We start from the raw sequence: 24033 nt of genomic DNA, 5'->3' as shown, positions 1-24033 counted from the left end.
GAATATAGCATCATGAAAAAACACCGTAGCGGTCGGCAATCCGATCGCCGTAGCAATCCCACTCCATTGATCGGATTGCCGGTATCTAAGAATGATGAAGTCATTATCGACATCATCGGCATGAACCATGACGGAGAAGGGGTAGGCCGTACAGAAGGCTATACCCTTTTTGTGCAGGGCGCGCTCCCTGGGGAGTCAGTTCGTGTGAAGGTACTCAAGACCAAGAAACAATATGGTTATGCGAAACTTATGGATATCGTTCAGCAGAGCCCAGATCGCATTGCGGCACCTTGTCCGATCTATGACAAATGTGGCGGATGCCAACTTCAGCATATGGACTATACAGCTCAATTAGGATGGAAACGACAATTAGTCGTAGACAATTTAGTACGGATTGGAAAGTTAGAGGTAAGTGCAGACCGTGATAACGATGGACAAGGGATTACAGTTCTTCCTACACTAGGTATGAGTGAACCATGGCGTTACCGTAATAAAGCTCAAGTACCTATCGGTGTAATGGATGGTGGGCTTGTGGGTGGTTTCTATGCCAAAGGAAGCCATCGAATTATCGACATGGAGGCTTGTCTCATTCAACATGAGAATAATGATGAGATTGTGGCACATGTCAAAGCGATCGGTCGTAAGCTAGGTATCACGGCATACGATGAAGAAACAGGACAAGGCTTACTTCGACATGTCGTTGTCAAAGTTGCTTTTCGTACCGGCGAAATGATGGTTGTCTTAGTTACGAATGGAGCGAAGATTCCAAACGTAGATACATGGATTGCTGAAATCACGAAGGCAATGCCATCTGTGACGAGTATTTGCCATAATATGAATACCCAACAGACCAATGTTATCTTCGGAGACAAGACAAGAGTCCTGTGGGGAAAAGAAGTCATTTACGATTATATCGGTGATGTGAAATTTGCAATCTCAGCTCGTTCGTTCTATCAAGTCAATCCAGTACAGACCGAAGTATTGTACGGGAAGACGTTAGATTATGCAGGATTAACTGGAGCCGAAACCGTGATAGATGCTTATTGTGGTATTGGTACAATCTCACTATTCTTAGCTCAGCATGCGAAGCAAGTCTATGGCGTGGAGATTGTCCCTGAAGCCATTGAAGATGCCCGGGCCAATGCTGAACTGAACGGCATGAACAATGTTGAATTCGAAGTTGGCGCATCCGAAGATGTGATCCCGCGATGGAAAGAGCAAGGCATCACCCCAGACGTGATCGTTGTTGATCCACCGCGTAAAGGATGCGATTCACGCTTGCTAGAGACAATCCTTGCCATGCAGCCGGAGCGGGTAGTGTATGTGAGCTGTAACCCCTCAACGTTAGCGCGTGATCTACGCGTACTAGAAGATGGCGGGTATAAGACGGTGGAAGTGCAACCGGTGGATATGTTCCCGCATACGACACATATCGAAACGGTTTGTTCCTTGATCTATCAGGGTTTTGAGTGAGTGAATAGAGGAGTTGGGGACGAAATGGGGACGTGAGCTATTCACGTCCCTATTTTAATCGTGATTGAGGCTTGCCGGATACATCTCCATCCGATGGCTATTTTCTCTTGACCGGTATGAAAGGATACTAGTATGTCATTAGTCTTGCTTGGGAAGAAAGTGAATGCTCATAGATATCATTGATAAAAAATACATTCATTCACTCGGCTTGCCGGCGTGAAGCTAGCTGTAAGTAAAATCCCGTCCGCGATATGCGAACAGGATTTTTTTTTTGGTTTTGATGGGATGATCGGGCTGAAACGCAGATCTTACGGTGTTCTTCGATCATGTTGACCATAATGGGATGATGAAATGCCAATGCAACTGATCCAGCAACTGCAATTTCATGGATTTACCTACCTTAAGGATTGTTTCGAAATTTAGCGACTTCGGGTTTAATATCTGCTAAAAGTTTTTCTAAAATATGATTAAATTGTTGTTTTTCCTCAATCGTTAAATTACTTAAAAATACTGGCTGAAAATCTCCATTTTGATTTATAACCACTTTGCCGGCTTTAGTTAAAGTAATCATCATAACGCGTTGATCTTCTTCAGATTTATACCGCTCGATGAATCCCTTTTTTTCAAGCTTTTTAATAATTTCAGAAGCAGATTGTGGTCGCATATCTAATTGACTGACTAAATCTTTTTGAGAAATATTAGGAGTTTGATGAAGGATGCTCAATATTTTCCCTTGCCCTCGATTTACAACACTAAACGCTTTGCCTTTAAGCATACTCTCTTTTAGGAACAGCGTAAGTAAATCACTAAAATTCATGAAATTATTTGTTATATCAATATTCAATTGCTTTTCATCCATGATAATTTCCCCTCAACTTTTCTTAGTACACCTCTATTTTATCAGGTTACCGAAGTAATTCAAATAAGGGTGTTGACAATTTAGTAAGGGTACCTTATATTATTAGTAAGGGTACCTTATTAAATTGCAAAGGAGAAAACAAGATGACAGAGCTAGCTGTTTCAACAAAAGAGCTCGTTAAAGAGTTTCCTAACAAACGAGCAGTCGATGGTATTTCTTTGGATATAAAAAAGGGAGAGATCTTCGGCATTCTAGGTCCGAATGGTGCAGGAAAGACAACTTTCTTACGAATGCTTGCAACGATTACAAAAGTTTCGGGAGGCAAAGCCTTGATTTTTGGTAAAGATGTCACAAAGGAAGCTCGAACTATTCGGAGCCTAATTGGCTTAACGGGTCAATATGCAACAGTTGATGAGGAATTGACTGCTATGGAAAACTTGAAAATTTTTGGCCAATTGAATGGTTTATCTACGAGCCAATCCAAAGCGCGGGCTCTTGAACTTCTCAATCAGTTTTCATTAACTGAAGCAAAGGATCGACCAATTCGTGAATTTTCAGGTGGGATGCGTAGACGGTTGGATTTATCGGTGAGTTTAATTGTGAAGCCACCCATCATTTTTCTTGATGAACCTACAACAGGCTTAGATCCACGTACGCGAGGAGAAATGTGGGAAGTAATCCGCAGCTTAGCAAGTGATGGAGCAACGATCTTGCTGACAACTCAGTATTTGGAAGAAGCAGATCAATTAGCAGATCGACTAGCCATTATAAATCATGGAAGAATCATTTCTCAGGGAACTCCAAATGAATTAAAGTCGATGTTAAGTGAGACTCATTTTGAAATTACTCTGGAACATATGAAGGATGTTGAAAGAACCAAGGAACTAATCAAGACAGAAATCGCGCAAGAAGCAATATTTTCACCCGAAGGAACCAAATTAATCGTTAAGTTGGCAGACACAAAAGTCATGACGAAATTACTTTTATGTTTGACCCAGCAAGATATTGAAATCAAAGATTTTTCGGTGAGAAAGCCAACGCTTGATGAAGTGTTTTTGGAATTAACGAAATAATAAGGGGAGATCAATATGGAATCAATGATAAGTAAGCAAAACAACTTAAAAAGTACCATGGTTGATATTTTAGTAATGGCAAAAAGAAATATACTGAAAATTAAACATAATCCCGATAAATTGATTGATGTAACTGTGATACCCATTTTCTTCATGATCGTCTTTTCTTATTTGTTTGGAGGTGCAATTGCTGGCGGAGTAGAAGGATACTTACCCATCATCGTACCAGGGATTTTGATTCAAACACTGGTCATGTCGTCATCAGCAACAGGTACACAATTACGAGAAGATTTGGATACAGGTGTTTTTGATCGTTTCAAGTCACTACCCATTGTACGGATTGCCCCATTAGCTGGTTTAGTGGTTTCTGATATTTTGCGATATATCATGGCAGCTTTTTTCTCGATTGGTACGGGTTTTATTCTTGGGTGGCGTCCCGAAGCAGGGTTTGGTTGGCTAATCGTTGCTTCACTATTGGTTATTTTTGGTGCATGCGCAATCAGTTGGGTGTTTGCATTAATTGGTTTGCTATCCAAATCTGCATCAACGATCTCTAGTATTTCGACAATGGTCACAATGATGATGTCGTTTTTATCCAATGCCTTCGTGCCTATTGATACGCTACCTACCTTTTTGCAAAGAGTAGCTGAACATAATCCTGTTACTTATTTGGTCACGGCGTTTAAAGATTTAGCCAACCATGGAGAATTCACTTCAAATGTATTAATGACTATCATCATCGGTGTGCTAATGGTTCTGATTATCGCTCCAATTACAGTTAAAATATATAATGAAAAAATTTAGAAATCTAATTGGTAGCGTCAAAGAGGGATTCTAGCACATAAACATTGAAAACGAATATGGACGGTTTGTTGGTGAGGAATTTGAATAAACTAATGATAACATTGAGGATCGGATGAATGGATATGGGGGTGGGGGTCAAACCCAGTGCCATCAAGCCTTTCCTCTATTTTGATATCAAGACATTATTCAGATTGTAATAAAGTTGTGATAGAAAAAGTTGAGTCAAATATTGAGGGGACCACGGTTTTGTAGCAGAGGGTTATTATACTGAACAAAGGTTTTTTTGAGTGCATAGAGGAGTTGGGGAAGAAATAGGGACGTAAGCTATTCACGTCCCTATTTTAATCGTGATTGAGGCTTGCCGGATACATCTCCATCCGATGAAGATCAATGACCATGTTGCCATTCTTAAGGATGTCTAGACCGATGAGGCCATTAATGTAATTAATATCATCATGAAAAACACCAAAATCAATAGGGATGCCTTCCATGATAAAATCGCTTATTTGGATCTGATCAAGCTGTTTTTGAAAAGTGTATTCGTCTCCACCGATCCCAAAACTCCGAACAAGTTTATCGCCATTTTCGAATTTAATGCCTAGTTCAGATACAATATCAGAGGATAAAAGGGAGTATGCAGCGCCAGTATCAACCACTAAATATAACTTCGTAATCCGATTTGTGATCTGGCAGATGGGGAAATGTGGTTTTCTATCCGAGGCGGTATCACCTGATCATCAAACCTGCAAAAGTACAGTTTCCCTGCGAAAATACATGAATACCAAACCTTTATGGCTTGAGAAGGAATTTTATCAATCAAAAACTGTACAATCGGGGATAACCCCCGCCAAATCCAGCACCTCATATTCCGGAAGCATATTATCAAATTACCTCGTAGCGACCATCATACATTGCGGCAAAACAGCTTCTCCGCTTCCCGGTGTCCCCGTCGCAGACGGCCGCTTCTTTCTCCTGATCTTTTCTGCAAATGGTTTTGAAAAAGTGCCCCATGCGCTGCCTCGAAATCCATTGTGACTCACCTCCAAAGGATCATACTAAAAAACGCCCCAGTTCCATTCACACTGCGAGAATGGTCCGGGACGTTCTTCATCACTCGTTTTTTATTATATTGAAATATGATTCAGTTAGCCGTCCGAATTCGTTCAAATGCCCGCTCCTCTTTTTATTGTCGTGTGATTGTTATTGCTAGCTTCACATGAGGATGGGGATGTATGGATGGACAAAGAGTCCTACAAAATCCGCGACAGCTTGCGGTAATTACTCGCGGAGATTCCCTCATGGCGGCGGAACATTCTGCTGAAATAATGAATATCTGGGTAGCCGACGTGAATGCCGATTTGTTCAATAGTCAGATCCGTTTCCCGAAGCAGCCTTCTTGCTTCCCGATGGCGAATCGATTGTACATATTCGCTGGGGGGTAAGCCAATGATTTGCTTAAATAGCTTGGCAGTGTAATCGATACTTAGTGCTAGCGAATCTGCAATTGACTGATTCGTCCAGGAAAGACTTAGATTTTCCTGAATTTGTACAGCTATTTTGGCGATTTTGTGATGATATGGTGACGTTGCGGCCAAAGTCTGGGACGGCGATGTTCGCATGAGCTGAACCAGTATGTTCATCATCAAGGACTTGCAGATCAGTTCGAAGCCTCGCTCCCGCATGGTAAACTCCTGGACAAGCTGCTCCATCAGTTGAACACATATCAATGAAGGTGTATAAACCGTTTGTGAGGAGAGTGGAGGAAAAGCTTCAGAACATGCCTCTTGAGCAAATGTATTCATATGAATGCTGTCTTCATTGACGACCAGATCTGTCTCTGTCATGATCGTCAACTCATTAAAGAAATCAAAATGGATACCGAGAAAGAGAGCATCCGGTTCAGAGATGATTTTATTCTGATGATAAACCCCGGCGGGAAGAAAAATGAGTTGCCCAGCGTGAAAAACATATTCCCGCTCGTGCATAATTGTTACCGCTTGACCCTGTACGACATAGAGAAGCTCAAAATCATAGAGCCTCCGTCTCGGGAATATGAACGTCGCCGCACGCTGAAATTGAGCGTAATGAATATTCGGCGACCATTCTCGAAAGGTGGTATAACGCTGTAGCGGATATGAGTTTTCAGATTCAGCCATAATGAACTCCTTTACAGGTAATCAAAAATAATAACGGAATTGTCCAAATAATCACTTTTATGACTAAAGAAAATATCACCTAAATCGTTTATTCTAAAGTTATTATTACATGATTCCCCCTTAGATTCAAATGAGCTGAATTTGATGAAGAGGCTTAGCAGAGTTTACGGTTACTATTCAAAATAAGGAGGTAAATTCATGAAAAAAGGAATTAATGTCTGGTCATTTAACGGAGAATCATCAATTGCAGAATGTATCAAGCTTGCGAAAAAAGCGGGATTTGACGGTATTGAATTGTCGCTTAACGCCAGTGGTGAACTGGGGTTGAACAGCGGAGACAAGGAAGTTCAAGAGATTAAGGCACGTCTGGAAGAAGCAGAGCTTGAGATCGCAGGGCTGGCTACCGGCTTATATTGGGATTATCCAATGACTAGTGGAAGCAAAGAAACGCAGACAAAAGCCATTGATATATGCAAAAAGCAATTGGAGCTGGCTGGAGCATTGGGTGTAGATGCCATTCTGGTCATACCGGGTGCTGTTGGTGTTGACTTTATTCCCGGTGCTGAAGTGACAGATTATGAAAGAGCTTACGAAAGGGCGCAGGAATCTATTGGCGGATTGGTTTCTCATGCGAAAAGTGCAGGAGTATCCATCGCCATCGAGAACGTTTGGAATAAATTTCTGTTGTCACCGCTGGAAATGCGTTCATTCATTGACGAGATTGGTTCTTCCTATGTAGGTTCTTATTTTGATGTTGGTAATACACTGCACAATGGATATCCGGAGCAGTGGATCCGTATTCTCGGAAGTCGGATCAAGAAGGTACACTTCAAGGATTACCGTCGCCAGGCGGGTGGCTTGCACGGTTTCGTCGATCTGCTGGCTGGTGATGTGGATTATCCTGCCGTCATGAAAGCTCTTGAAGCCATCGGGTATGACAACTATGTAACGGCCGAAATGATTCCAAACTACACGTATTATACGGATCAGATCATCTATAATACTTCCGGCGCGATGGATGCCATATTGGGTCGCAAATCATTCTAACTACAAGGGGAGAGACTTAACTTATGTTAAAAGTAGGGATCATCGGATTTGGGTTTATGGGCCGAATGCATTTTGACAACTATGTAAGACTGACTGAAGAAGGCGTACAGGTGAAGGTTACTGCTATCTGTGACCTGCGCATTGATGAACTGAAGGAAAGCTCGGTTGAGGGCAACATTGCCACAGAACAAGAGGTGTATGATCTTTCTCCTTATAATTTGTATTCTTCTATCGATGCAATGCTGGACAAGGAAGAGCTGGATCTCGTCGATATTGCCCTTCCTACCTATTTACATGCGGATATTGCCTGCAGAATGTTGGAAAGAGGGCTGCATGTATTTTGTGAGAAGCCCGTCTCCGTCACATCTGCTGAAGGCTGGCGGATGGCTGAAACAGCGAAACGCAATAACAAAACGCTTATGATCGGACAATGCTTACGTTTCTGGCCAGCTTATCAATATTTGAAGGAAGTCGTGGAAGATGGCCGTTTTGGTCATGTGAAGTCCGGTTACTTCTTCCGTGGAACCGCACTCCGAGAAGGCTGGCAAGGCTGGTATCTGGACAAAAGCAAAAGCGGTGGCTGCATAACGGATATGCATGTCCACGATGTAGATATGATTCACTGGCTGTTTGGTAAACCTGATCAAGTATCCTCCATTGGACGTAACGTGGTTACGGGTAGCGGCTATGACATCGTCTCGACTAATTACTTGTATTCAGATGGAAAAGTACTAAATGCCCAATGCGATTGGACACTTGAAGGAGATTTTGGCTTCACGATGACCTATCGGGTGAACTTTGAAGGCGGCAACCTGGTCTTCGAAAATGATCAAGTCAAAGTGAATCCAAATGACGGCTCCGGCTTTATTGCCGAATTGTCAGAAAATACGGGCTATTACGGTGAGCTTAAATACTTTACCGAGTCAATCCTGAGTGGACAATCGGTAACTATATGTACACCTGAAAGTGCAGTTGGCACCTTGGAAATCATCGAGGCTGAGATTCGTTCGGCCGATCAGTCTGGTAAACTAGAACAGCTTTAAGAAGCTAAGATATTGGAGGCACAGATGAAACGTACAGTAAAGGTTGGCATAGTTGGACTCGGCAATCGTGGAATGGGATTATTGGATGAAATTATTTTGAGAATGAAAGATGTTGAAGTTCTTGCCGTGTGTGATCTATATGAAGATCGTTGTGAAGCTGCAGCGGCCAAAGTCGAAAGCACTGGTGGCAGTCGTCCGTTCGTTACGCAACAATACGGGGAACTGTTGGCGATCGCAGAGATTGAAGCGGTAGTCGTTAGTGCTTCCTGGAGTGATCATACCCATATAGCTATCGCTTCCATGGAAGCGGGTAAATATGTGGCAAGTGAAGTAGGCGGAGCCGCTTCCATCCAGGAATGCTGGAAGCTGGTTGAAGCCTATGAAAGAACGAAAGTGCCTTGCATGATCATGGAAAATTGTTGTTATGGAAGAGAAGAGCTTATGGTTCTTAACATGGTAAAGCAAGGTGTGTTTGGTGAAATCGTACATGCCTCTGGTGGATATCATCATGATTTGAGAAGCGAGATTGCGTATGGTAAGGAGAACCGCCATTATCGGCTGGACAATTATATTCATCGAAACGGTGAGAATTATCCTACTCATGAGCTCGGTCCCATTGCCCAAATTTTCAATATCAATCGAGGCAATCGTATGGTCTCTCTCGTTTCAATGGCTTCTAAAGGAAAAGGAATGCAAGAGTACATTGCAGAAAAGAAGCCGGATGATAAGGAGCTTTTGCATACAGACTTTATGCAGGGGGATATTGTAACGACGATTATCAAATGCGCACGCGGGGAAACCATCACCATAACACTGGATACAACATTGCCAAGATATTATTCCAGAGGATTCACGGTCAGAGGAACCAAGGGGATGTATATCGAGGAGAATCAGTCGATATTTATTGACGGGCAGCATGATGAGAATCATTTTAACTGGAAAGAGCAATGGGGTAATGTAGAAGCATTCCGGGAGCAGTATGAGCATCCGATCTGGCGGAAGTTTCTAAGTGATGGTGTTCAAGGCGGTCATGGAGGCATGGATTGGCTAGAGTTTGTAGAGTTCTTCGATGCAGTAAGGAATGGAACAAACACACCTCTGGACGTGTATGACATGGCCGCTTGGATGAGTATTACAACACTATCCGAGGATTCAATTGCCATGGGAGGACAACCGGTTGCCATCCCCGATTTTACAAATGGCAAATGGGTGAATCGCAAATCAAGCTTTCCTGACATTCAGCCGTAAATCGATAATCATACGGAACGCTTAGAATACCAAGCGTTCTTTTTCTAAATCATGTCTAAGTAAGTGAAATAACGTACAGCAAAGAGAAATTGATTGAATGGATTTATATAGACTTTATTTAGAAGCAAATGCTAAATAAAGCTAAAGAGTAGATAATTATGAAATATATAAATGCAGCAGAAGTACTACCGGAAAAATTATTAGTAGAAATCCAAAACTATATAAAAGGTGAAATGATTTATATTCCTAATAACGGTCTGCAGAAGAACTGGGGAGAAAAGAGCGGCTCCAGAAAATATTATGCAAAGCGTAATAATAATATAAAAGAACAATATAAAAGAACAATATAAAATGGGAGAGTCTATTGATAAACTGTCAGATGTTTACGGACCAGCATTTGATACAGTAAGAAAAATTATTTATAGCTAGTTATAAACAGGACTTCACTGTGTTGGAGTCCTGTTTTAGTTGTGGCCCTTGGTGTTATCAAGTTTTCACTAGAAAGTTTATGTGTCGTTTTGAATGAAAAAGTGAAAAACGAAAGATGAAGTTGACAACTATCTGTATGAAATTCGATATATTTTTTTTGTTATGTACGTTGCTTCTCACTTTTACGACTAGACATACTCTATATATTAGAGAGGAAAAATTATCAGTTTTTTAGTTGAGACAAGATTTTAGCTGATAATGGAATTTTTTTATATATTCCTTTTATGTCAAATTGCGACTTATATTATATATCACATCCTAAGTTATTTGTTATTCTTTTCACGTACTAGTACAAAACACAATACAGGAGGTAGTATAATGAAAGTGTTCAAAAAAGGAGCAGTTTTTTTATTGACTATTGTGCTGTTATTTACGTTGTTAGTGCTAGCGATGTTCAATCTACCGATGTTAATGGAGTGCGTGGTATTGACTTAGATCAATTTTTTGCAGACAATCTTGTACCACAAGAAAAACAGGTTCTGCTTAAGGAAAAAGTTAAAAATAGTGAATTATGGGATGCGTTGTGATCAGGATAAATATTATCGTTTCCCTGATGGTTCATTCATCTATGTAGGTACGGAGGTTGGAACGACAAGTAAGGATCCTGGAATGATACAACCATTTGGAAGCTCAACAGATCAATATGGAACTACATATTGGGATTTCAAATGCACAAAAACCATTGGTACAGCAAGTACCTATGTATACGCAGACTTCCTCTTGACTTTCGAAGGGAATGGATATAAATCAAACTTTAAATTATATGGTGCAAACGCTTCGGGGTTTGGAGTCACTGGGACCCCTTCCACAGAAATAGTAAGATCGGATGAGGACTTAGAAAAATCAAGATCTGCTTTGGCTCGTTCCTACTGGTTTGCAAAAACTGATCTTAATCTTTCTTGGGAAGGAAATGGAATTAATACTTCTATTGGAACCACTTGTTCTCTTTGGCTCGCTGCAATAAGAGGGAAATTGTATGTAGATTCAAAACTCCCATATTGAGGAAATTCATATAATTCAGTGGGAGACATCTATATGTCTCCCTAACTTTCACAAGTAGTCTGAGATAAATGTGATTAAAAGGAGAGACAGTATGTTTAGAAGAAATTTAGCGTTAACATCATTATGTCTTATTCTATTCACGACTATTATCATTCTTTCGTATCAACAATTTCTACTTCGTCAAGATCCGAAAGTCTATAGCTTCACTATTGAAACAACTGACTTTCGAATAAAGGACATCGAATTTATAGTTTATCCAGCCTCTAACTCTGTGTATGTTTCTGATCACTATTTAGAAATTATTGGGGAAAACAAGCGGTTTTCAAGTGTTGCCTACAATATATCTATTGATGGAAAAATGATTTTGTCGAATAATCAAGCGGATGATCCATTTACTTTACCCGATGCTTTCAATGGTAAGATAATCTACACCTTTAGAAATTTAATTCGAGATGTAAAAGTTCGATCTGATGATGAAATTAATATTGAAATAATATATGAAGTAAACGGGGTTACTAATAATAAGGTGGGAACTGTTAAATTGAAAAATGTAATCAAGCCTTTTTCCACAACAGGCAATAGTAATAAAAATATCATTCGCTATTAAGGTCACGATACCCCATCACCCGTTAAAGCCCAAGCGACCACCGGAAAAGCGCTGGCGTTCCATTGGGCTTTTTGCTTCGCTTCCAGCTCTGCAACCACGGTGCCTGATGGCGTGAAAAAAGCGCCAGAAGAGGAAGAGGCAGTCTCAAAAGTAGATAAATCTTCTACAGAGGTGCAGATTTCCCTAAAAAAATATTGATGCAAGATGCAAGAAAAATAGCAGGTCAAGGTGGGTTAATATGCTATTTGGTGTCTTTGGTCCATTGCGGCTTGCTTTGGGATAGCCCCTTTTATTTAGTTTGGCATAAAATAAACATAGCCATGAGATTATAATAAAAGGTCAAGGGTTAAGTGGGGGATATTTGCCAACCCTAAAACCGATCAATTACTTGGAATTATTGAAGCCATCGACTTTAATCAAAAGGTAAACACTGTGACGATTCGCTACTATTTATCGGATGAGACAAGCAACACTATGGGCAGGTAAAGTGATTGTCGACTTAGAAATATATAGTATTTTAAAAAAAGATTATGAGAAATGATCAACGATTAACTATAAAAATCAATGAAAATAATACTATAAAAATAGCTGTACCAATCGAAGCTAATATATTTACAATTCTCTTAGTCTTTGTATCACTTTTAAATATGTTGCACAGTATGAAGTAAACCCCAATTCCGATAATCCCACCTAGCGTATTTCCTATGAAATCGGTCATATCGGTAGCACCAATCGCAAATATGAACTGGATTACTTCAAACAATAAACTTACACTTGCTATAGGAGTAATTTTTTTTATAAATGTCGAATCTGGCTTCAACATACTTATATATATTCCGAATGGGATAAAAATAAGAATATTATTAATAATCTCTCCAAAATTAATCCGATTGTTAACAATAGCTGAACCGGCAAATGGGATTAAATTAATGCCTCTTAAATTAGGCAATTCTTGAAACGAAAAAGTCATTTTAAACAATATGATCCATGTTAGTGCTAACAAGTATATAACCAACAAACTCACAGTAAATCTCTTTTGAGTTCTCTTTTGAGTTCTCTTTGATTTCTCCAAAAAAAACGTCTCCTTCGTATGAATCAATATTTTATGTGTTATCACCCATATAAGTTGTGCTAATGAAATCAGTATATGCCTCTAACATGACTATCAAGTGACTCCATAGTGACAATCTAGTCACATACAATGAACATGGAGACAAGCACACTTAGGGTGGGTAGGTAAAGGAACTGTCGATTTAGAAGAAAGTGATTGATTGATAAAAATATACTTAAAGAAGACATTGGATGAAGATAATATAACAAAGCTAGGTTATACTTTAATAATGATTTAATTATTTTTATTTACCTGTAATGAGAGGAATTGAATTTATATATGAAAGAAAATTTTTGGATGGATTTACCTAGACCATTTTTTGTACTAGCACCAATGGAAGATGTGACGGATGTTGTTTTTCGACATGTCGTGAGTGCAGCAGGTAAACCTGATGTATTCTTTACAGAGTTTACGAATTCGGATAGTTATTGCCATCCTGAGGGACAAAAAAGTATGCGCGGGCGTTTGCTTTTTACTGAAGATGAACAGCCAATGGTTGCACATATTTGGGGGGACAATCCTGAGAATTTCCGTCAAATGAGTATTGGTATGGCAGATCTTGGCTTTAAAGGCATCGATATTAATATGGGGTGCCCTGTACCCAATGTGGCCATGAGAGGTAAGGGAAGTGGCCTTATCCTTCGCCCAGAGATTGCTGCAGAGTTGATCGAAGCAGCCAAGGCGGGAGGACTGCCTGTAAGTGTGAAAACAAGACTTGGGTACACGGAATTAGACGAGTGGAAAGAATGGCTAACACATATATTAAAACAGGATATTGCGAATCTCTCTATCCATTTACGTACAAGAAAAGAAATGAGCCTAGTCGATGCACACTGGGAATTAATATCTGAGGTCAAAAAGTTACGTGATCTTGTAGCACCGCATACGTTGCTCACCATAAATGGAGATATTCCCGATCGCCAAACGGGTCTAGAACTTGTTGAAAAGTATGGTGTGGATGGCGTGATGATTGGGCGCGGTATTTTTAAAAATCCGTTTGCCTTTGAAAAAGAACCAACAGAGCATAGTAGTAAGGAGTACCTCGATCTCCTAAGATTGCATCTCGATCTTCAAGATCAATACCAAGAAGAATTGCCACGTTCAGTTACAGCGATTAATCGCTTCTTCAAAATATATGTCAAAGGTTTCCGAGGCGCAAACGAATTAAGAATTCAATTGATGAACGCGAAATCTACGGATGAAGTACGTACATTACTTGATGATTTTGAAGCAAACCATATTGATTAATATCGGACGATAAGTGATCCTTTAAGAAAGCTATTATAGCTATCTCGTAATCTCAGATAGCAGTTATAGCTTTTAGCTATAACTAGATATTACTTTTAAGTGTTACGCCGTTCGTACTCCTCCATGCTAGAATCAAAACATTACAAAAAGACAGTTGTTAAATGGAGGAGGATTTATCATGTGTAATAGATTTCAAATCGTAGGTAGCCTGTTGCGACCGTCGAATTTATTAGAATATAAGCATCAAATTGAACATCGTGATGATATCAATTATCCCTTTTACGATAATATTCAGGGGTATGAGCAATGTGAATCTGAGGCGATTCAGGCTATAGTCGATAAAGAAATTAACAATGATTTGTCTATTCTTACGGATGGAGAATATTCCAAATCGATGTGGCATCTGGACTTTGTCTGGGGCTTCCAAGGAATTAGACGCTATATAGCGGATCATGGATATTTCTTCAGAGATACCGATGGAACTTCCAAATATGAGACTCGAAAAGATATTGGTTTGCGCATTACAGGTGAATTGAGTGGGAAAAACCATCATTTTATTCATGTGTATAAAGAACTTCAAGCCGCTGCTGGTGACCGTGAAACCAAGCTGTGCGTACCTTCTCCTTCACATATTTATGGTGAGTTATCATGGTCAGATAATATTGGTGGCAAAGATGCTGTTTATAAGGATAAACAAGAGCTTAAAAACGGTCTTGTTAAGGCTTATAAAGAGTTTGTCGAAGAATTTGCAGTTGCTGGAGGGAGAATCCTTCAATTCGACGATTGCTTATGGGAGCTATTTGCAGATGATAACCCGAACTCTCCATATACGGGTGAGAGTATCAATCAAGAGGAAGTACAGTCTCTTGCTACAGAATTTATTGATATTAACAATACCATAATTGATTACGGTCATAGCTTAGGTTTGAAAATGTGGACGCATAATTGTCGTGGTAACTACGATTCCCGTAATATGGGTGGTGGTTCCTATGCCAAAATTTCGAATCTGTTCTTGAAGCAGCTTAAATACGATCGCTTTTTCCTTGAATGGGATGATGAACGTGCAGGCTCACTTGAGGCACTTGCGGTATTCAAAGATAAGCCTGAAACAGAAATTGTACTTGGATTGTTGTCTTCTAAAACCAATACGCTTGATGACGAGGCTCGTGTAGTTAGAATGCTTGATGAAGCATCGAAGATTATTAATAAGGATAGATTATTACTGTCTCATCAATGCGGTTTTGCATCTTGTGATGGCGGCAATGAATTAACGGAAGATGAACAGTGGGCAAAAATTAAACAAGGACAACGTATTGCCCAGCAATATTGGGGTAAGTAATAGTAAATGAAGTAAAGTAGGAAGTGATTCCCTCCCTCAGATTGTCGAAGGAACTTGTCGACAGTCTTTTTGTGGATTATGGGTTTTGAGTGCGGTTTTGTTGTAAAATAATGGAGAGAAAGTGCTAGGATGGAATAAAGCAAGACTTCGATTGCGACTGGAGGTCATCCATTCTGCCTGAGTTGCGCGAGACTGTAACCCAGTTCAATATACCGATTCATATCGGTAGAAATGTTTGGATCGGTGCAGGAAGCGTGGTAACCAAGGTGAAATAGCCTTTCTAGCGAAGGTTATATATATCGTTTATACTGGTAAGACCCAATCCACCTCTTAGGAGTTGTCTAACAAATCATGAACAAAAAAGAAGTCGCGCACATACGCAAGCAGTTTAAGCTGGATCACGATATGATGGATATTCACAATATTCTCAACGTGTATATTATGAAGGACAGCAGCGAGGTCTATCATTGGGAACGTCAGGCGTTTGCTCTGGTAGACAGAGAGAAGCAGGAGCTTCATATGGCCAATTTCAAAAAACTACTGACTGGCGATTTGGATCAGAAGTTGTTCGAGTTGAAGTTTCATGAGGAAGCTGAGGACCCATCGCGCGTGATACTTCACCAAGCATTGACGACAGGCGATCCAGAAGAATGGAAGGACCTGATGTTGCTGTTGGTGGATAAAATGTTGGTGGACACCAAGTACGAAAAAGATATGGTAGTCACGTTCGTTCATGGACAGTACTTCCGGCCGACCAAGGGTAGAAATGAAGAATCAGAAGAGAGTGGCAATGACGAAGTGTCTGCGCATCCGTTCATTCTATGCAGCGTCAATTCCACCGAACAGCAACGGAAAACGCTCTTGTTTGATTATGTGGAGCGGGAATTCAAATACAACGTCATTGTAGATCCGATTATCAAATTAAGTTCGCCCGAGCAAGGATTCTTTTACCCGAGCGTGACGGACAACTATTCCGACGTGAGCCGCATTCTATATTGTACGGCCAAATCGAATTTTCCAGATCCGAACTTCATTGAACAGGTGTTGAATGCCGAGAGATCCGTGACAGTACTGGAAGAGAGAGCTATCTTCGAAGAGATCGTGAAGGAAGTGGTGGGTGAACAACTCGACGTATCCACTATCGCGCAAGTATACGAGGAAATCTACCAGGTCATCGAGAGCAACGCAGATAAGGAAGAACCTCCAATGTTGGATTTTAAAGATGTAGAACGCGTGCTAACGGTAAGTGGCGTTGAGAACGTGACTCCGGAAAAAGTGGAACTCGCATTTCAAACGATCATCGACGATAGGAACTATGAAATGAAGGCAAGTAGCGTGATGCCGAAGTTTACGTCAAAATCGATTAAGATCGATACCAAGGTAGCCTCCATTTCGGTTAGCCCGCAGGATTTAAAGTATGTGAGACAGGTGAATTATCAAGGGAAACGATGCATTATGATTGAGATCGACGAAGATGCCGTAATCGAAGGATTTACGCTCAGTACAGAGACATTATAGATTTGTAAATTTGGGGATTTGGATGAATGGATATGGGACAAACCCAGATCCATTCATCCAAATCCTCTTTTTTTGCATTTTAGGGATTGGAATGTGCAGTTGAGTCCAGTTTGGTTCATAAAGATTGAAAAGAATGTATACTGGAATATAGTCCCATAGTCGATGTGATGGAAAATGAGGTGTATGTTATTTATGTATAGAGTGGCTATTGTTGATGATGAGGAAAAACAGAGAAACCTAGTAAAGAGCATGCTGATTACGTTATCTATTAAGACAAATATAAATTTTGAAATGGAGTTATTCGACTCGGGGGAGCAGTTAGTGTCTCATTATGAGAATCATGAACCTCCATTCCATATCTTCATATTGGATATTGAAATGAATGGTATTAACGGGATTCAAACCGCTCGAAGAATAAGGGATTTAAATAAGCTGAATGAACAAATTATTTTTTTAACAAGTTACCCTGAATATATGGTGGAAAGCTTTGACGTAATCACATTTCAGTATTTAATCAAACCGATTGAACCCCATATCTTAGAGGAGAAAATAATAAAGCTGTGTCAGTATTTCCAAGCACTTGATAAGAAATTTATGATCATCAAGTCAGCGTATGAAGAAGTGGTTCTGAGATATGATGACATCATTGGTATTGAAGTAGCCAAAAGTCTCACCATAAAGAGCAAGTTAAATGTGATCACAACGAATCAGACCTATGAAAGCAAAGGCATGATCTCCGATTATGTTCAAGCCTTAAAAGAATATAATTTTTTGCAAATTCATCGGTCCATTATTATTAATCTTGTTCATGTTAGGAAATTCGCTAGTGGAGCTGTACTGATGTCAAATGGCATGGAGTTTCCTATAGGCCGTTCTAAAATGAAAGAGGTCAAAGACTTTTATACAAAATTTATGATAATGAAGGTCACTTGAGATGATTCAGACTAATTTGCCCATTGTCTTTTGTATTGCACTTGTTATCGGTTTTCAAATCAATTTATTCTTTAACTCGGTCTTTGATAAGTCTGCTAGAAAGCCTAAAAGATTCGGTTACTTCGTTATTACAGGTATACTTGTTGTTGTATATTTAGCTGTGCCTATGTCTGCTATCTTATCCTCGATTCTAGCATTGCTTATGATATTTAGTTTAGCGCAATCTTATCAAGTAGAAATAAAAGCAAAAATCATTTTCGCTATACTTTATGGTGTGTTAATGTCTATCGTTAATTTTATATCTCTTTATATTTTTTATGCGGTAGATTCCTTAGATATAAGCAACTTTGAGCCCGTTCATGGGCAAGACGAATTGGCATATACAAAGTCTGTCTTTCTAAGCTGTATTCTCATGTTTGTTGTTATTCAGATTATACGTCTCATTGCCAAACGTCGAAGCTTTTCTTTCCATTATCGTTACTACATTCTATTCATAATTGTCCCGATCATAAGTATATACCAGCTGAATGTTCTAACGTATTACAGTGAGAAGAATATCTATTATTTCATTTCGATTATTGGATCTCTTTTTATTAATGTTCTCATCGTTTATATTTTTGATAATATCGCTGATAAATATCAATTCATGCATGAGAATGCCCAATTGCAACAACAGATGGACTATCAAGATGCTAACTATGAAAAAACAGTTCACAGCTTCAAATCTATGAAAAGAATTATTCATGATACGAATCAACATTTTCTGTATATTGAAGAGTGTATTAAGCGAGATGAATTGGCAGCAGCAATGGAGCATATTAAGGTTACGTTGAACAAAGTTGAAGGTGCCTACCATAGAGTTAATACGGGTAACTTGGTCATCGATGCCCTTGTTACGAATACGCTTACTATTGGAGAAGCCAACGGCATAAGAATAGATACGAAACTTAGCTTATATTCGCAGGAAGTTCATATGGACCGTTATGACTTATGTGTCGCTTTGGGTAATATGTTGGATAACGCTATAGAAGCCTCTAAGAAAGTACGCAGTGCTGAAGATCGGTATATGCTTATCAAAATACATTCAGATGAGTCTGCGTTATTCATTCACATTCTTAATCATATGGAGAATGGCGTTACGCATTTGCAAAGCCAAAAGACCAACCCGGAATATCATGGGATTGGCTTAATCAATATAGCTAGGATCTGCGACAAGTATGGTGGGAATATGGCCATCGAAACAAAAAATAAAGTGTTTCACAATATGGTTGTACTTCCTTTTCATACGAACAATCCCTAAACATCCTGTTGTTTAGGGATTGTTTTTTTCGTTTCAGGGTGTTTTGAATCTATATCATCCTCGCTCATCGTATGATTCATTTAGCAATAATAAATAGAAGGAGGAATTGACAATGAAGAAGATCATTTCAGTATTCATGACTACCATGCTTTTTATATTACCGATGACCCCCGTTTTTGCTCAAGATCAACAGGCTCCAATAAAAGAGAGGGTTCAAAGTATGGCTTCGGAGATCGTGTCCAATTATGGCGTTAGTGGGGTGCAGTATGCCATCAATGATAATGGATCGATTGCTCTATCAGATAGCGCTGGTGTATACGATAAGGCTACCAAGGCTCCAATAACCAAAGACACGATGTTCGGGATAGGCTCCGTAAGCAAGATGTATGTAACGGCTGCAACGATGATGCTAGTGGATACGAATGAAGTTGATATAGATCAACCACTCACAACGTATATTAAGGATTTTAAAATGTTGGATGAACGATATAAAGAAATTACGCCGCGTATGTTAATGAATCATTCGTCTGGACTTTACGGTACTCACTACGGAAATAGTATGTTATTCGATGATAATGATACCAAGAACCATGATGAATTATTAGTAAGATTACAATCAGAAAGCTTGAAATCCAAACCGGGAGAATATTCCGTTTACTGTAATGATGGATTTCAGCTGCTAGAAATATTGGTTGAACGTGTAAGTGGGTTAAGCTACACCAAATTCCTTGAAACCCATATAAGTACCCCAATGAATTTAAGTGGTACTAAGACGCCACTCGACAATTTTGATAGACAAAGGCTCGCAAAAACGTATTTTCCTACAATGGATCAAGCTTTACCCGTTGAGAATGCCAATGTCATTGGGGCAGGTGGCCTATACTCAACTGCAGAAGAATTAAGTTTATTTTCCGAGGTGTTAATAGGTAAACGGACTGATATTTTATCTGAAAAGTCAGCAAAGTCTATGCAAAGTCATGAATATAAAAATGGAGTGTGGGTATCTGAGGAGTCCAACAGTTTTAATTATGGCCTTGGCTGGGACGCTGTTAATTTGGCACCATTTGATGATTATGGAATAACGGTGTTATCCAAAGGTGGGGATACAGTCATGTATCACGCTGCTGTGACTGCCATACCCGAATATAATATTTCTGTAGCTGTGCTCTCATCAGGTGGGAGTTCACTCTACAATACGATATTTGCATCTAATGTTCTATTGGAATACTTGAAAGATAAAGGGATGATTAAAGACATCCTACCTGACAAAACATTTGAACCTGCAACAAAGGTGGAAATGCCATCCGATTTGCTTAGCTATTCTGGATTATACGGTACAGTGGGTTCAACCATAAATATAGAAATCAAACATGGGGAGATGGCTTTACCAGAGCTAGAAGGGCTAATACCACCGCAACAATATGTGTATGCTGGCGATGGGAAATTCGAGAGCAGCGATGGCAGTGTAGTAGTAAGCTTCGACAAACAAACCAATGGGAAAACATATTTAAAAGTTAACGCGCATGTGAATTTTCCTGGAGTAGGTCAAATGGTTATGGTCGCTTATGATTATCAAAAGCTAGATGCCAATCCTCTAAACCAAACAACAGAAAAGGTATGGGAAAAAAGAAACGGAAAAAGTTATTATGCGTTAGATGAGAAAATCACTTCTATATTTTATCTAGCACCAGCGATATTAATCAAAAATATATCTCTTGATAAGAATCAAGGATACGCAAATGGGACTAAGGTTGTTGATGAGAATAAAGCTGTAAATGCAGTGGAAATCCCTATGATGAACGGGAGAGATGCCTTTGATTTAAATTTTCATACATTGAACCAGACGGAGTATTTAACAATTGATGGACTATCTTATATAAGCGAGGATGCTGTGAAGCCACTCTACGGAGGGAAATTATCGATTTCTACCTTACCTTCTGATGGTCATGCTGTATGGTATAAAATTGATGGGAAATCAGCCAATAAGAAAATGACAGTCAATATTCCAAAAGGTGGAGGATATGCTGTTTATAATAAAGAGGGAGAGATTGTGAATTTCACTATGGCAAGTAATAGTGATTCAGTCATTCTACCAGAAGGTGGATTGATGGTCTTAGGCGGCAATGCAGGAGCAGTGTTCAAGATCAGCCTGTCAAAATAAAATAAAATAGAACAAAGACGAGATCAATGTGAGGATTGTGATGAATGAATCTGGGGGCAAACCAGATCCATCAAGCCTTTTCCTCTATTTTTATATTAAGAGGGATGATAGTATACTTAGATGATAATGAATACTTAGGAGGATATATGTCCTGGAGCAAATTGAAGCAACAACTGGAGAGTTTCCTCTGTCCAGCGTTACATGGAAGGGTTGAATATCGAGCGACCAGTTATCGCTATGCACCCGATAAAGCAGGCACTTGTTATATTGCAGTAGATAAAAAGAATTTACTTAATATGAGTGATATAACTACCTTAATCAGATGGTACCAGACGGAACTGGAGATTAAGAATGATCCAGATATCCAAATTCCGATCAACAATGAAGAAATTGAAGCGGTTAGAGTAGATACCCATGGGAAAGTTCCGGAGGATCGTCTAAAAATAATGGCAAGAAGTCGGAAAATAACAGAACATGCCAAGGAGCTTATGTTAGCACAGACCGCATTGAGTAAGTCAAATTTTACTGTTGTCGCGACCAAGTATCTATCCACTCCAATAGAGGAAAGCATAGAGTGTAATGATATTTTATTAAATATTCTAGCTTTGGTGGACAGACGAATTGGCAAAAAGCGAATTCTAAACATGACCGAGAAGATGAAGTTAAAACATCCCATTGTGCAGTATTTCTATGAACTACGGCGTAGTATGGTGTAGAAAAATCGCCACATGAGACACCTGAACAGCAATCCATGATAAAAAGCCCTGTAGAGTTTCTACAGGACTTTTTATCATGGATTGCTCCTATAAGCCGCCTCCCTCCGGTAAATTACTGAAAGGTAGGTTAATCGCTACTTCCTGATTTAATTAATTGGTCTTCATAGACCGTTTTATAGTCAGTCACGATAGGTTTCCCATTTTCTTCGCCAATGGTGAGTATTTCCTCTGTTTTGTAGGAAGCGGGTTCGCTACTTTGCGTCAAATAAGTAATACTCGCACGGTTGTCGTCAATATTAATTTCAAAATCGACAACCCAGGGGCTAGAAACACCAATGTTGAAATTCCAATTCTCTCCGCTTCTAACGATCTGTTCTTGCTTGAATTGTTCCTTCATGTTTGTAGACATCATTTCATAGCGGGGTTCCCCGTCACGAGTTATAAGTGCATTTGCCCAAACTGTTGCTAACTCATTAATCGTGCTCTCCGATAAATCTTGTTTGTTCGCAGGGTTGGCCGTAAATCCCATTATAAATATGAGGGTTGCTATGCAAGTTGCTATGAGAACAGAAAACCCTGGTTTTTTATAGTTTAGGACATTTTTAATTCTTGCTTGAACATGGCTCTCTCCGAAAGCAAGCGGACTCCCAGACATTAAACCACATTTGGTAACGGATAGTGTAAGAAGAGATTTCGAATAGCCACCCTTTACCCCACTACCCATTTTTCTAATTACATTCTCATCACAAGACATTTCCATATCCTTACTCATTAATGAAAAGGAAATCCACATCAGCGGATTGAACCAGTGAACAATTAACACTAGAAACGAAAAAGGTTTAATTAGATAATCCAGTCTTTGAATATGTGTTTGCTCATGCGCCAGAATATAAGAAAGCTCATCATCACTTAGACCGATCGGAACATATATTTTAGGCTTAATAAATCCACATACAAAGGGTGTGCTAATCCTGTCGGTTTCAAAAATGCCTGCTCTTACAAGGGTTGCGGTGCGTACATTATTTATGACTTTTAAGTAAGAGATAACGCAATAGATAAGTAGCATTACCACCCCAATACCCCAAATGAATCCGGCAATCTCCATAGTGATTTGCATGGGATTAATACTAGTATAGGGGGATGCAGGTGGAAGAGGTGAATTCACAAGTTGATTTATTCCGCTAGAACCGAGATCAACCGCAGGAGTTTGCATCAAGCCGATATTAAAAGGGATATACTCCATTGTTCCACTATTTGCTTGAGTAGTAGGCTTCAGAAAGCTTAGAAAGCTAAACGCAGAATTAAAACTAGAAGGGAATACAAGTCTTATAAGGACAGCCAGCCATAATGAATAGGAGAACACCTTGGGTACCTTCTTTAGGAGTAACCTTATCATAATAACAGCGAGCGCTACATAACTTGCGGTAATGCTCATATTTAGTATAGCGATAAATAACGTGGTCATTTAGTCGCCTCCTCAATAATACGTTTCAACTGTTCTGCTTCTTGTTCAGTAATTTTATTTTTTCCTAAGAAGGCAGTTAGAAATTGCGGTAATGAACCATCAAAGGCTTTTTCTATTAAGGCTTCACTCTCATACCTTTGTGCTTCTTCACGCTTAATAAGAGTGGATACTATAGCATCTTGATTTTGCACAATACCCCGCTCACACAGCTTTCTTAAAACGGTATAAGTAGTCGACTTTTTCCAGCCTAATTTCTCGAGACAAAGTTTAACAAGCTCTGTTGAATTAATAGGTTCATGATCCCAAATGAGAGATACAAATTTATATTCTGCATCAAATAGTTTATAGGGCTCCATTTATTTCACCTCACATCATAAGTTTATTGCAGTAGACCTTAATGCGAGTTTATTGTAGTAAACCTGTTTTGTCAATAGGTGGTCC

22 protein-coding genes and 1 pseudogene are annotated in these 24033 nt (G+C 39.5%); 17 read left to right on the top strand and 6 right to left on the bottom strand.

Annotated elements, in window-relative coordinates; genetic code table 11:
* The first annotated feature begins 12 nt into the window (after positions 1-12).
* Positions 13-1473: a 23S rRNA (uracil(1939)-C(5))-methyltransferase RlmD gene (gene rlmD / locus AC1D7X_RS11015; protein WP_495475231.1), complete on the top strand. Its 1461-nt coding sequence runs from the start codon at positions 13-15 to the stop codon at positions 1471-1473.
* A 400-nt stretch (positions 1474-1873) separates the two neighbouring features.
* Here the strand turns inward: rlmD and AC1D7X_RS11010 are convergent, their stop codons facing one another.
* The gene (locus AC1D7X_RS11010) at positions 1874-2332 is read right to left on the bottom strand and encodes a MarR family winged helix-turn-helix transcriptional regulator (protein ID WP_495457080.1); all 459 of its coding nucleotides are present in this window, start codon (positions 2330-2332) and stop codon (positions 1874-1876) included.
* A gap of 143 nt (positions 2333-2475) precedes the next feature.
* On the opposite strand from AC1D7X_RS11010, the gene AC1D7X_RS11005 reads away from it, so the two are divergent.
* Positions 2476-3405, top strand: a complete 930-nt coding sequence (locus tag AC1D7X_RS11005; protein WP_495457079.1) for an ATP-binding cassette domain-containing protein — start codon at positions 2476-2478, stop codon at positions 3403-3405.
* A gap of 15 nt (positions 3406-3420) precedes the next feature.
* Entirely contained in the window at positions 3421-4209 is a 789-nt protein-coding gene (locus AC1D7X_RS11000; RefSeq protein WP_495457078.1) for an ABC transporter permease, read from the top strand.
* A gap of 341 nt (positions 4210-4550) precedes the next feature.
* Here AC1D7X_RS11000 and AC1D7X_RS10995 read toward each other — a convergent pair whose 3' ends face one another.
* Complete coding sequence (locus AC1D7X_RS10995) at positions 4551-4865, bottom strand: retropepsin-like aspartic protease (protein WP_495457077.1); 315 nt, start codon at positions 4863-4865, stop codon at positions 4551-4553.
* Between the two features lie 594 nt (positions 4866-5459).
* Positions 5460-6365, bottom strand: coding sequence for a helix-turn-helix transcriptional regulator (locus AC1D7X_RS10990; protein WP_495475230.1), 906 nt, complete (start codon positions 6363-6365; stop codon positions 5460-5462).
* A 198-nt stretch (positions 6366-6563) separates the two neighbouring features.
* On the opposite strand from AC1D7X_RS10990, the gene AC1D7X_RS10985 reads away from it, so the two are divergent.
* The 7 genes and pseudogenes from AC1D7X_RS10985 to AC1D7X_RS10955 all read left to right on the top strand — a co-directional run.
* Positions 6564-7412, top strand: a complete 849-nt coding sequence (locus AC1D7X_RS10985) for a sugar phosphate isomerase/epimerase family protein (RefSeq protein ID WP_495475229.1) — start codon at positions 6564-6566, stop codon at positions 7410-7412.
* 23 nt (positions 7413-7435) lie between these two features.
* Positions 7436-8455: a Gfo/Idh/MocA family protein gene (locus tag AC1D7X_RS10980; protein WP_495457073.1), complete on the top strand. Its 1020-nt coding sequence runs from the start codon at positions 7436-7438 to the stop codon at positions 8453-8455.
* 24 nt (positions 8456-8479) lie between these two features.
* Positions 8480-9703 carry a Gfo/Idh/MocA family protein gene (locus AC1D7X_RS10975; RefSeq protein WP_495457072.1) on the top strand — a complete coding sequence of 408 codons (1224 nt, stop codon included), beginning with the start codon at positions 8480-8482 and terminating at the stop codon, positions 9701-9703.
* Positions 9704-9861: 158 nt separating this feature from the next.
* A complete protein-coding gene (locus AC1D7X_RS10970; RefSeq protein ID WP_495457071.1) occupies positions 9862-10053 on the top strand; it encodes a CD3324 family protein in 192 nt (63 codons plus the stop codon).
* Between the two features lie 595 nt (positions 10054-10648).
* A complete protein-coding gene (locus tag AC1D7X_RS10965; protein WP_495457070.1) occupies positions 10649-11194 on the top strand; it encodes a hypothetical protein in 546 nt (181 codons plus the stop codon).
* A 91-nt stretch (positions 11195-11285) separates the two neighbouring features.
* A complete protein-coding gene (locus AC1D7X_RS10960) occupies positions 11286-11801 on the top strand; it encodes a hypothetical protein (RefSeq protein WP_495475228.1) in 516 nt (171 codons plus the stop codon).
* Positions 11802-12125: 324 nt separating this feature from the next.
* Positions 12126-12342, top strand: a pseudogene (locus AC1D7X_RS10955) (GNAT family N-acetyltransferase); the annotation flags it as partial.
* Here AC1D7X_RS10955 and AC1D7X_RS10950 read toward each other — a convergent pair.
* Positions 12343-12873 carry a VanZ family protein gene (locus tag AC1D7X_RS10950; protein ID WP_495457067.1) on the bottom strand — a complete coding sequence of 177 codons (531 nt, stop codon included), beginning with the start codon at positions 12871-12873 and terminating at the stop codon, positions 12343-12345.
* A 318-nt stretch (positions 12874-13191) separates the two neighbouring features.
* Between AC1D7X_RS10950 and AC1D7X_RS10945 the strand changes: the two genes are divergently transcribed.
* The 7 genes from AC1D7X_RS10945 to AC1D7X_RS10915 all read left to right on the top strand — a co-directional run bounded on the left by AC1D7X_RS10945 (position 13192) and on the right by AC1D7X_RS10915 (position 22127).
* A complete protein-coding gene (locus AC1D7X_RS10945) occupies positions 13192-14160 on the top strand; it encodes a tRNA dihydrouridine synthase (protein ID WP_495457066.1) in 969 nt (322 codons plus the stop codon).
* Positions 14161-14338: 178 nt separating this feature from the next.
* The gene (locus AC1D7X_RS10940) at positions 14339-15499 is read left to right on the top strand and encodes a cobalamin-independent methionine synthase II family protein (RefSeq protein WP_495475227.1); all 1161 of its coding nucleotides are present in this window, start codon (positions 14339-14341) and stop codon (positions 15497-15499) included.
* A 351-nt stretch (positions 15500-15850) separates the two neighbouring features.
* Positions 15851-17017 carry a DUF4317 domain-containing protein gene (locus tag AC1D7X_RS10935; protein WP_495457064.1) on the top strand — a complete coding sequence of 389 codons (1167 nt, stop codon included), beginning with the start codon at positions 15851-15853 and terminating at the stop codon, positions 17015-17017.
* Positions 17018-17209: 192 nt separating this feature from the next.
* Positions 17210-17950 carry a LytR/AlgR family response regulator transcription factor gene (locus AC1D7X_RS10930; RefSeq protein ID WP_495457063.1) on the top strand — a complete coding sequence of 247 codons (741 nt, stop codon included), beginning with the start codon at positions 17210-17212 and terminating at the stop codon, positions 17948-17950.
* A 1-nt stretch (position 17951) separates the two neighbouring features.
* The gene (locus AC1D7X_RS10925) at positions 17952-19250 is read left to right on the top strand and encodes a GHKL domain-containing protein (protein WP_495457062.1); all 1299 of its coding nucleotides are present in this window, start codon (positions 17952-17954) and stop codon (positions 19248-19250) included.
* Positions 19251-19362: 112 nt separating this feature from the next.
* Complete coding sequence (locus tag AC1D7X_RS10920; protein WP_495457061.1) at positions 19363-21411, top strand: serine hydrolase domain-containing protein; 2049 nt, start codon at positions 19363-19365, stop codon at positions 21409-21411.
* Between the two features lie 146 nt (positions 21412-21557).
* Positions 21558-22127, top strand: coding sequence for an SF0329 family protein (locus AC1D7X_RS10915; protein WP_495475226.1), 570 nt, complete (start codon positions 21558-21560; stop codon positions 22125-22127).
* Between the two features lie 127 nt (positions 22128-22254).
* On the opposite strand, the gene AC1D7X_RS10910 is transcribed toward AC1D7X_RS10915, so the two are convergent.
* Positions 22255-23592: a M56 family metallopeptidase gene (locus AC1D7X_RS10910; protein WP_495475225.1), complete on the bottom strand. Its 1338-nt coding sequence runs from the start codon at positions 23590-23592 to the stop codon at positions 22255-22257.
* Positions 23589-23948 (bottom strand): BlaI/MecI/CopY family transcriptional regulator, encoded by a 360-nt coding sequence (locus tag AC1D7X_RS10905; protein WP_495457058.1) that lies wholly within the window; start codon positions 23946-23948, stop codon positions 23589-23591. The genes AC1D7X_RS10910 and AC1D7X_RS10905 overlap by 4 nt, the downstream gene beginning before the upstream one ends.
* Positions 23949-24033: the final 85 nt, after the last annotated feature.

It is taken from the genome of Paenibacillus sp. Y568 (assembly GCF_059445545.1).
Note: the sequence above shows the minus strand (reverse complement) of the source record. Positions and strands in the feature narration are given on the sequence as shown.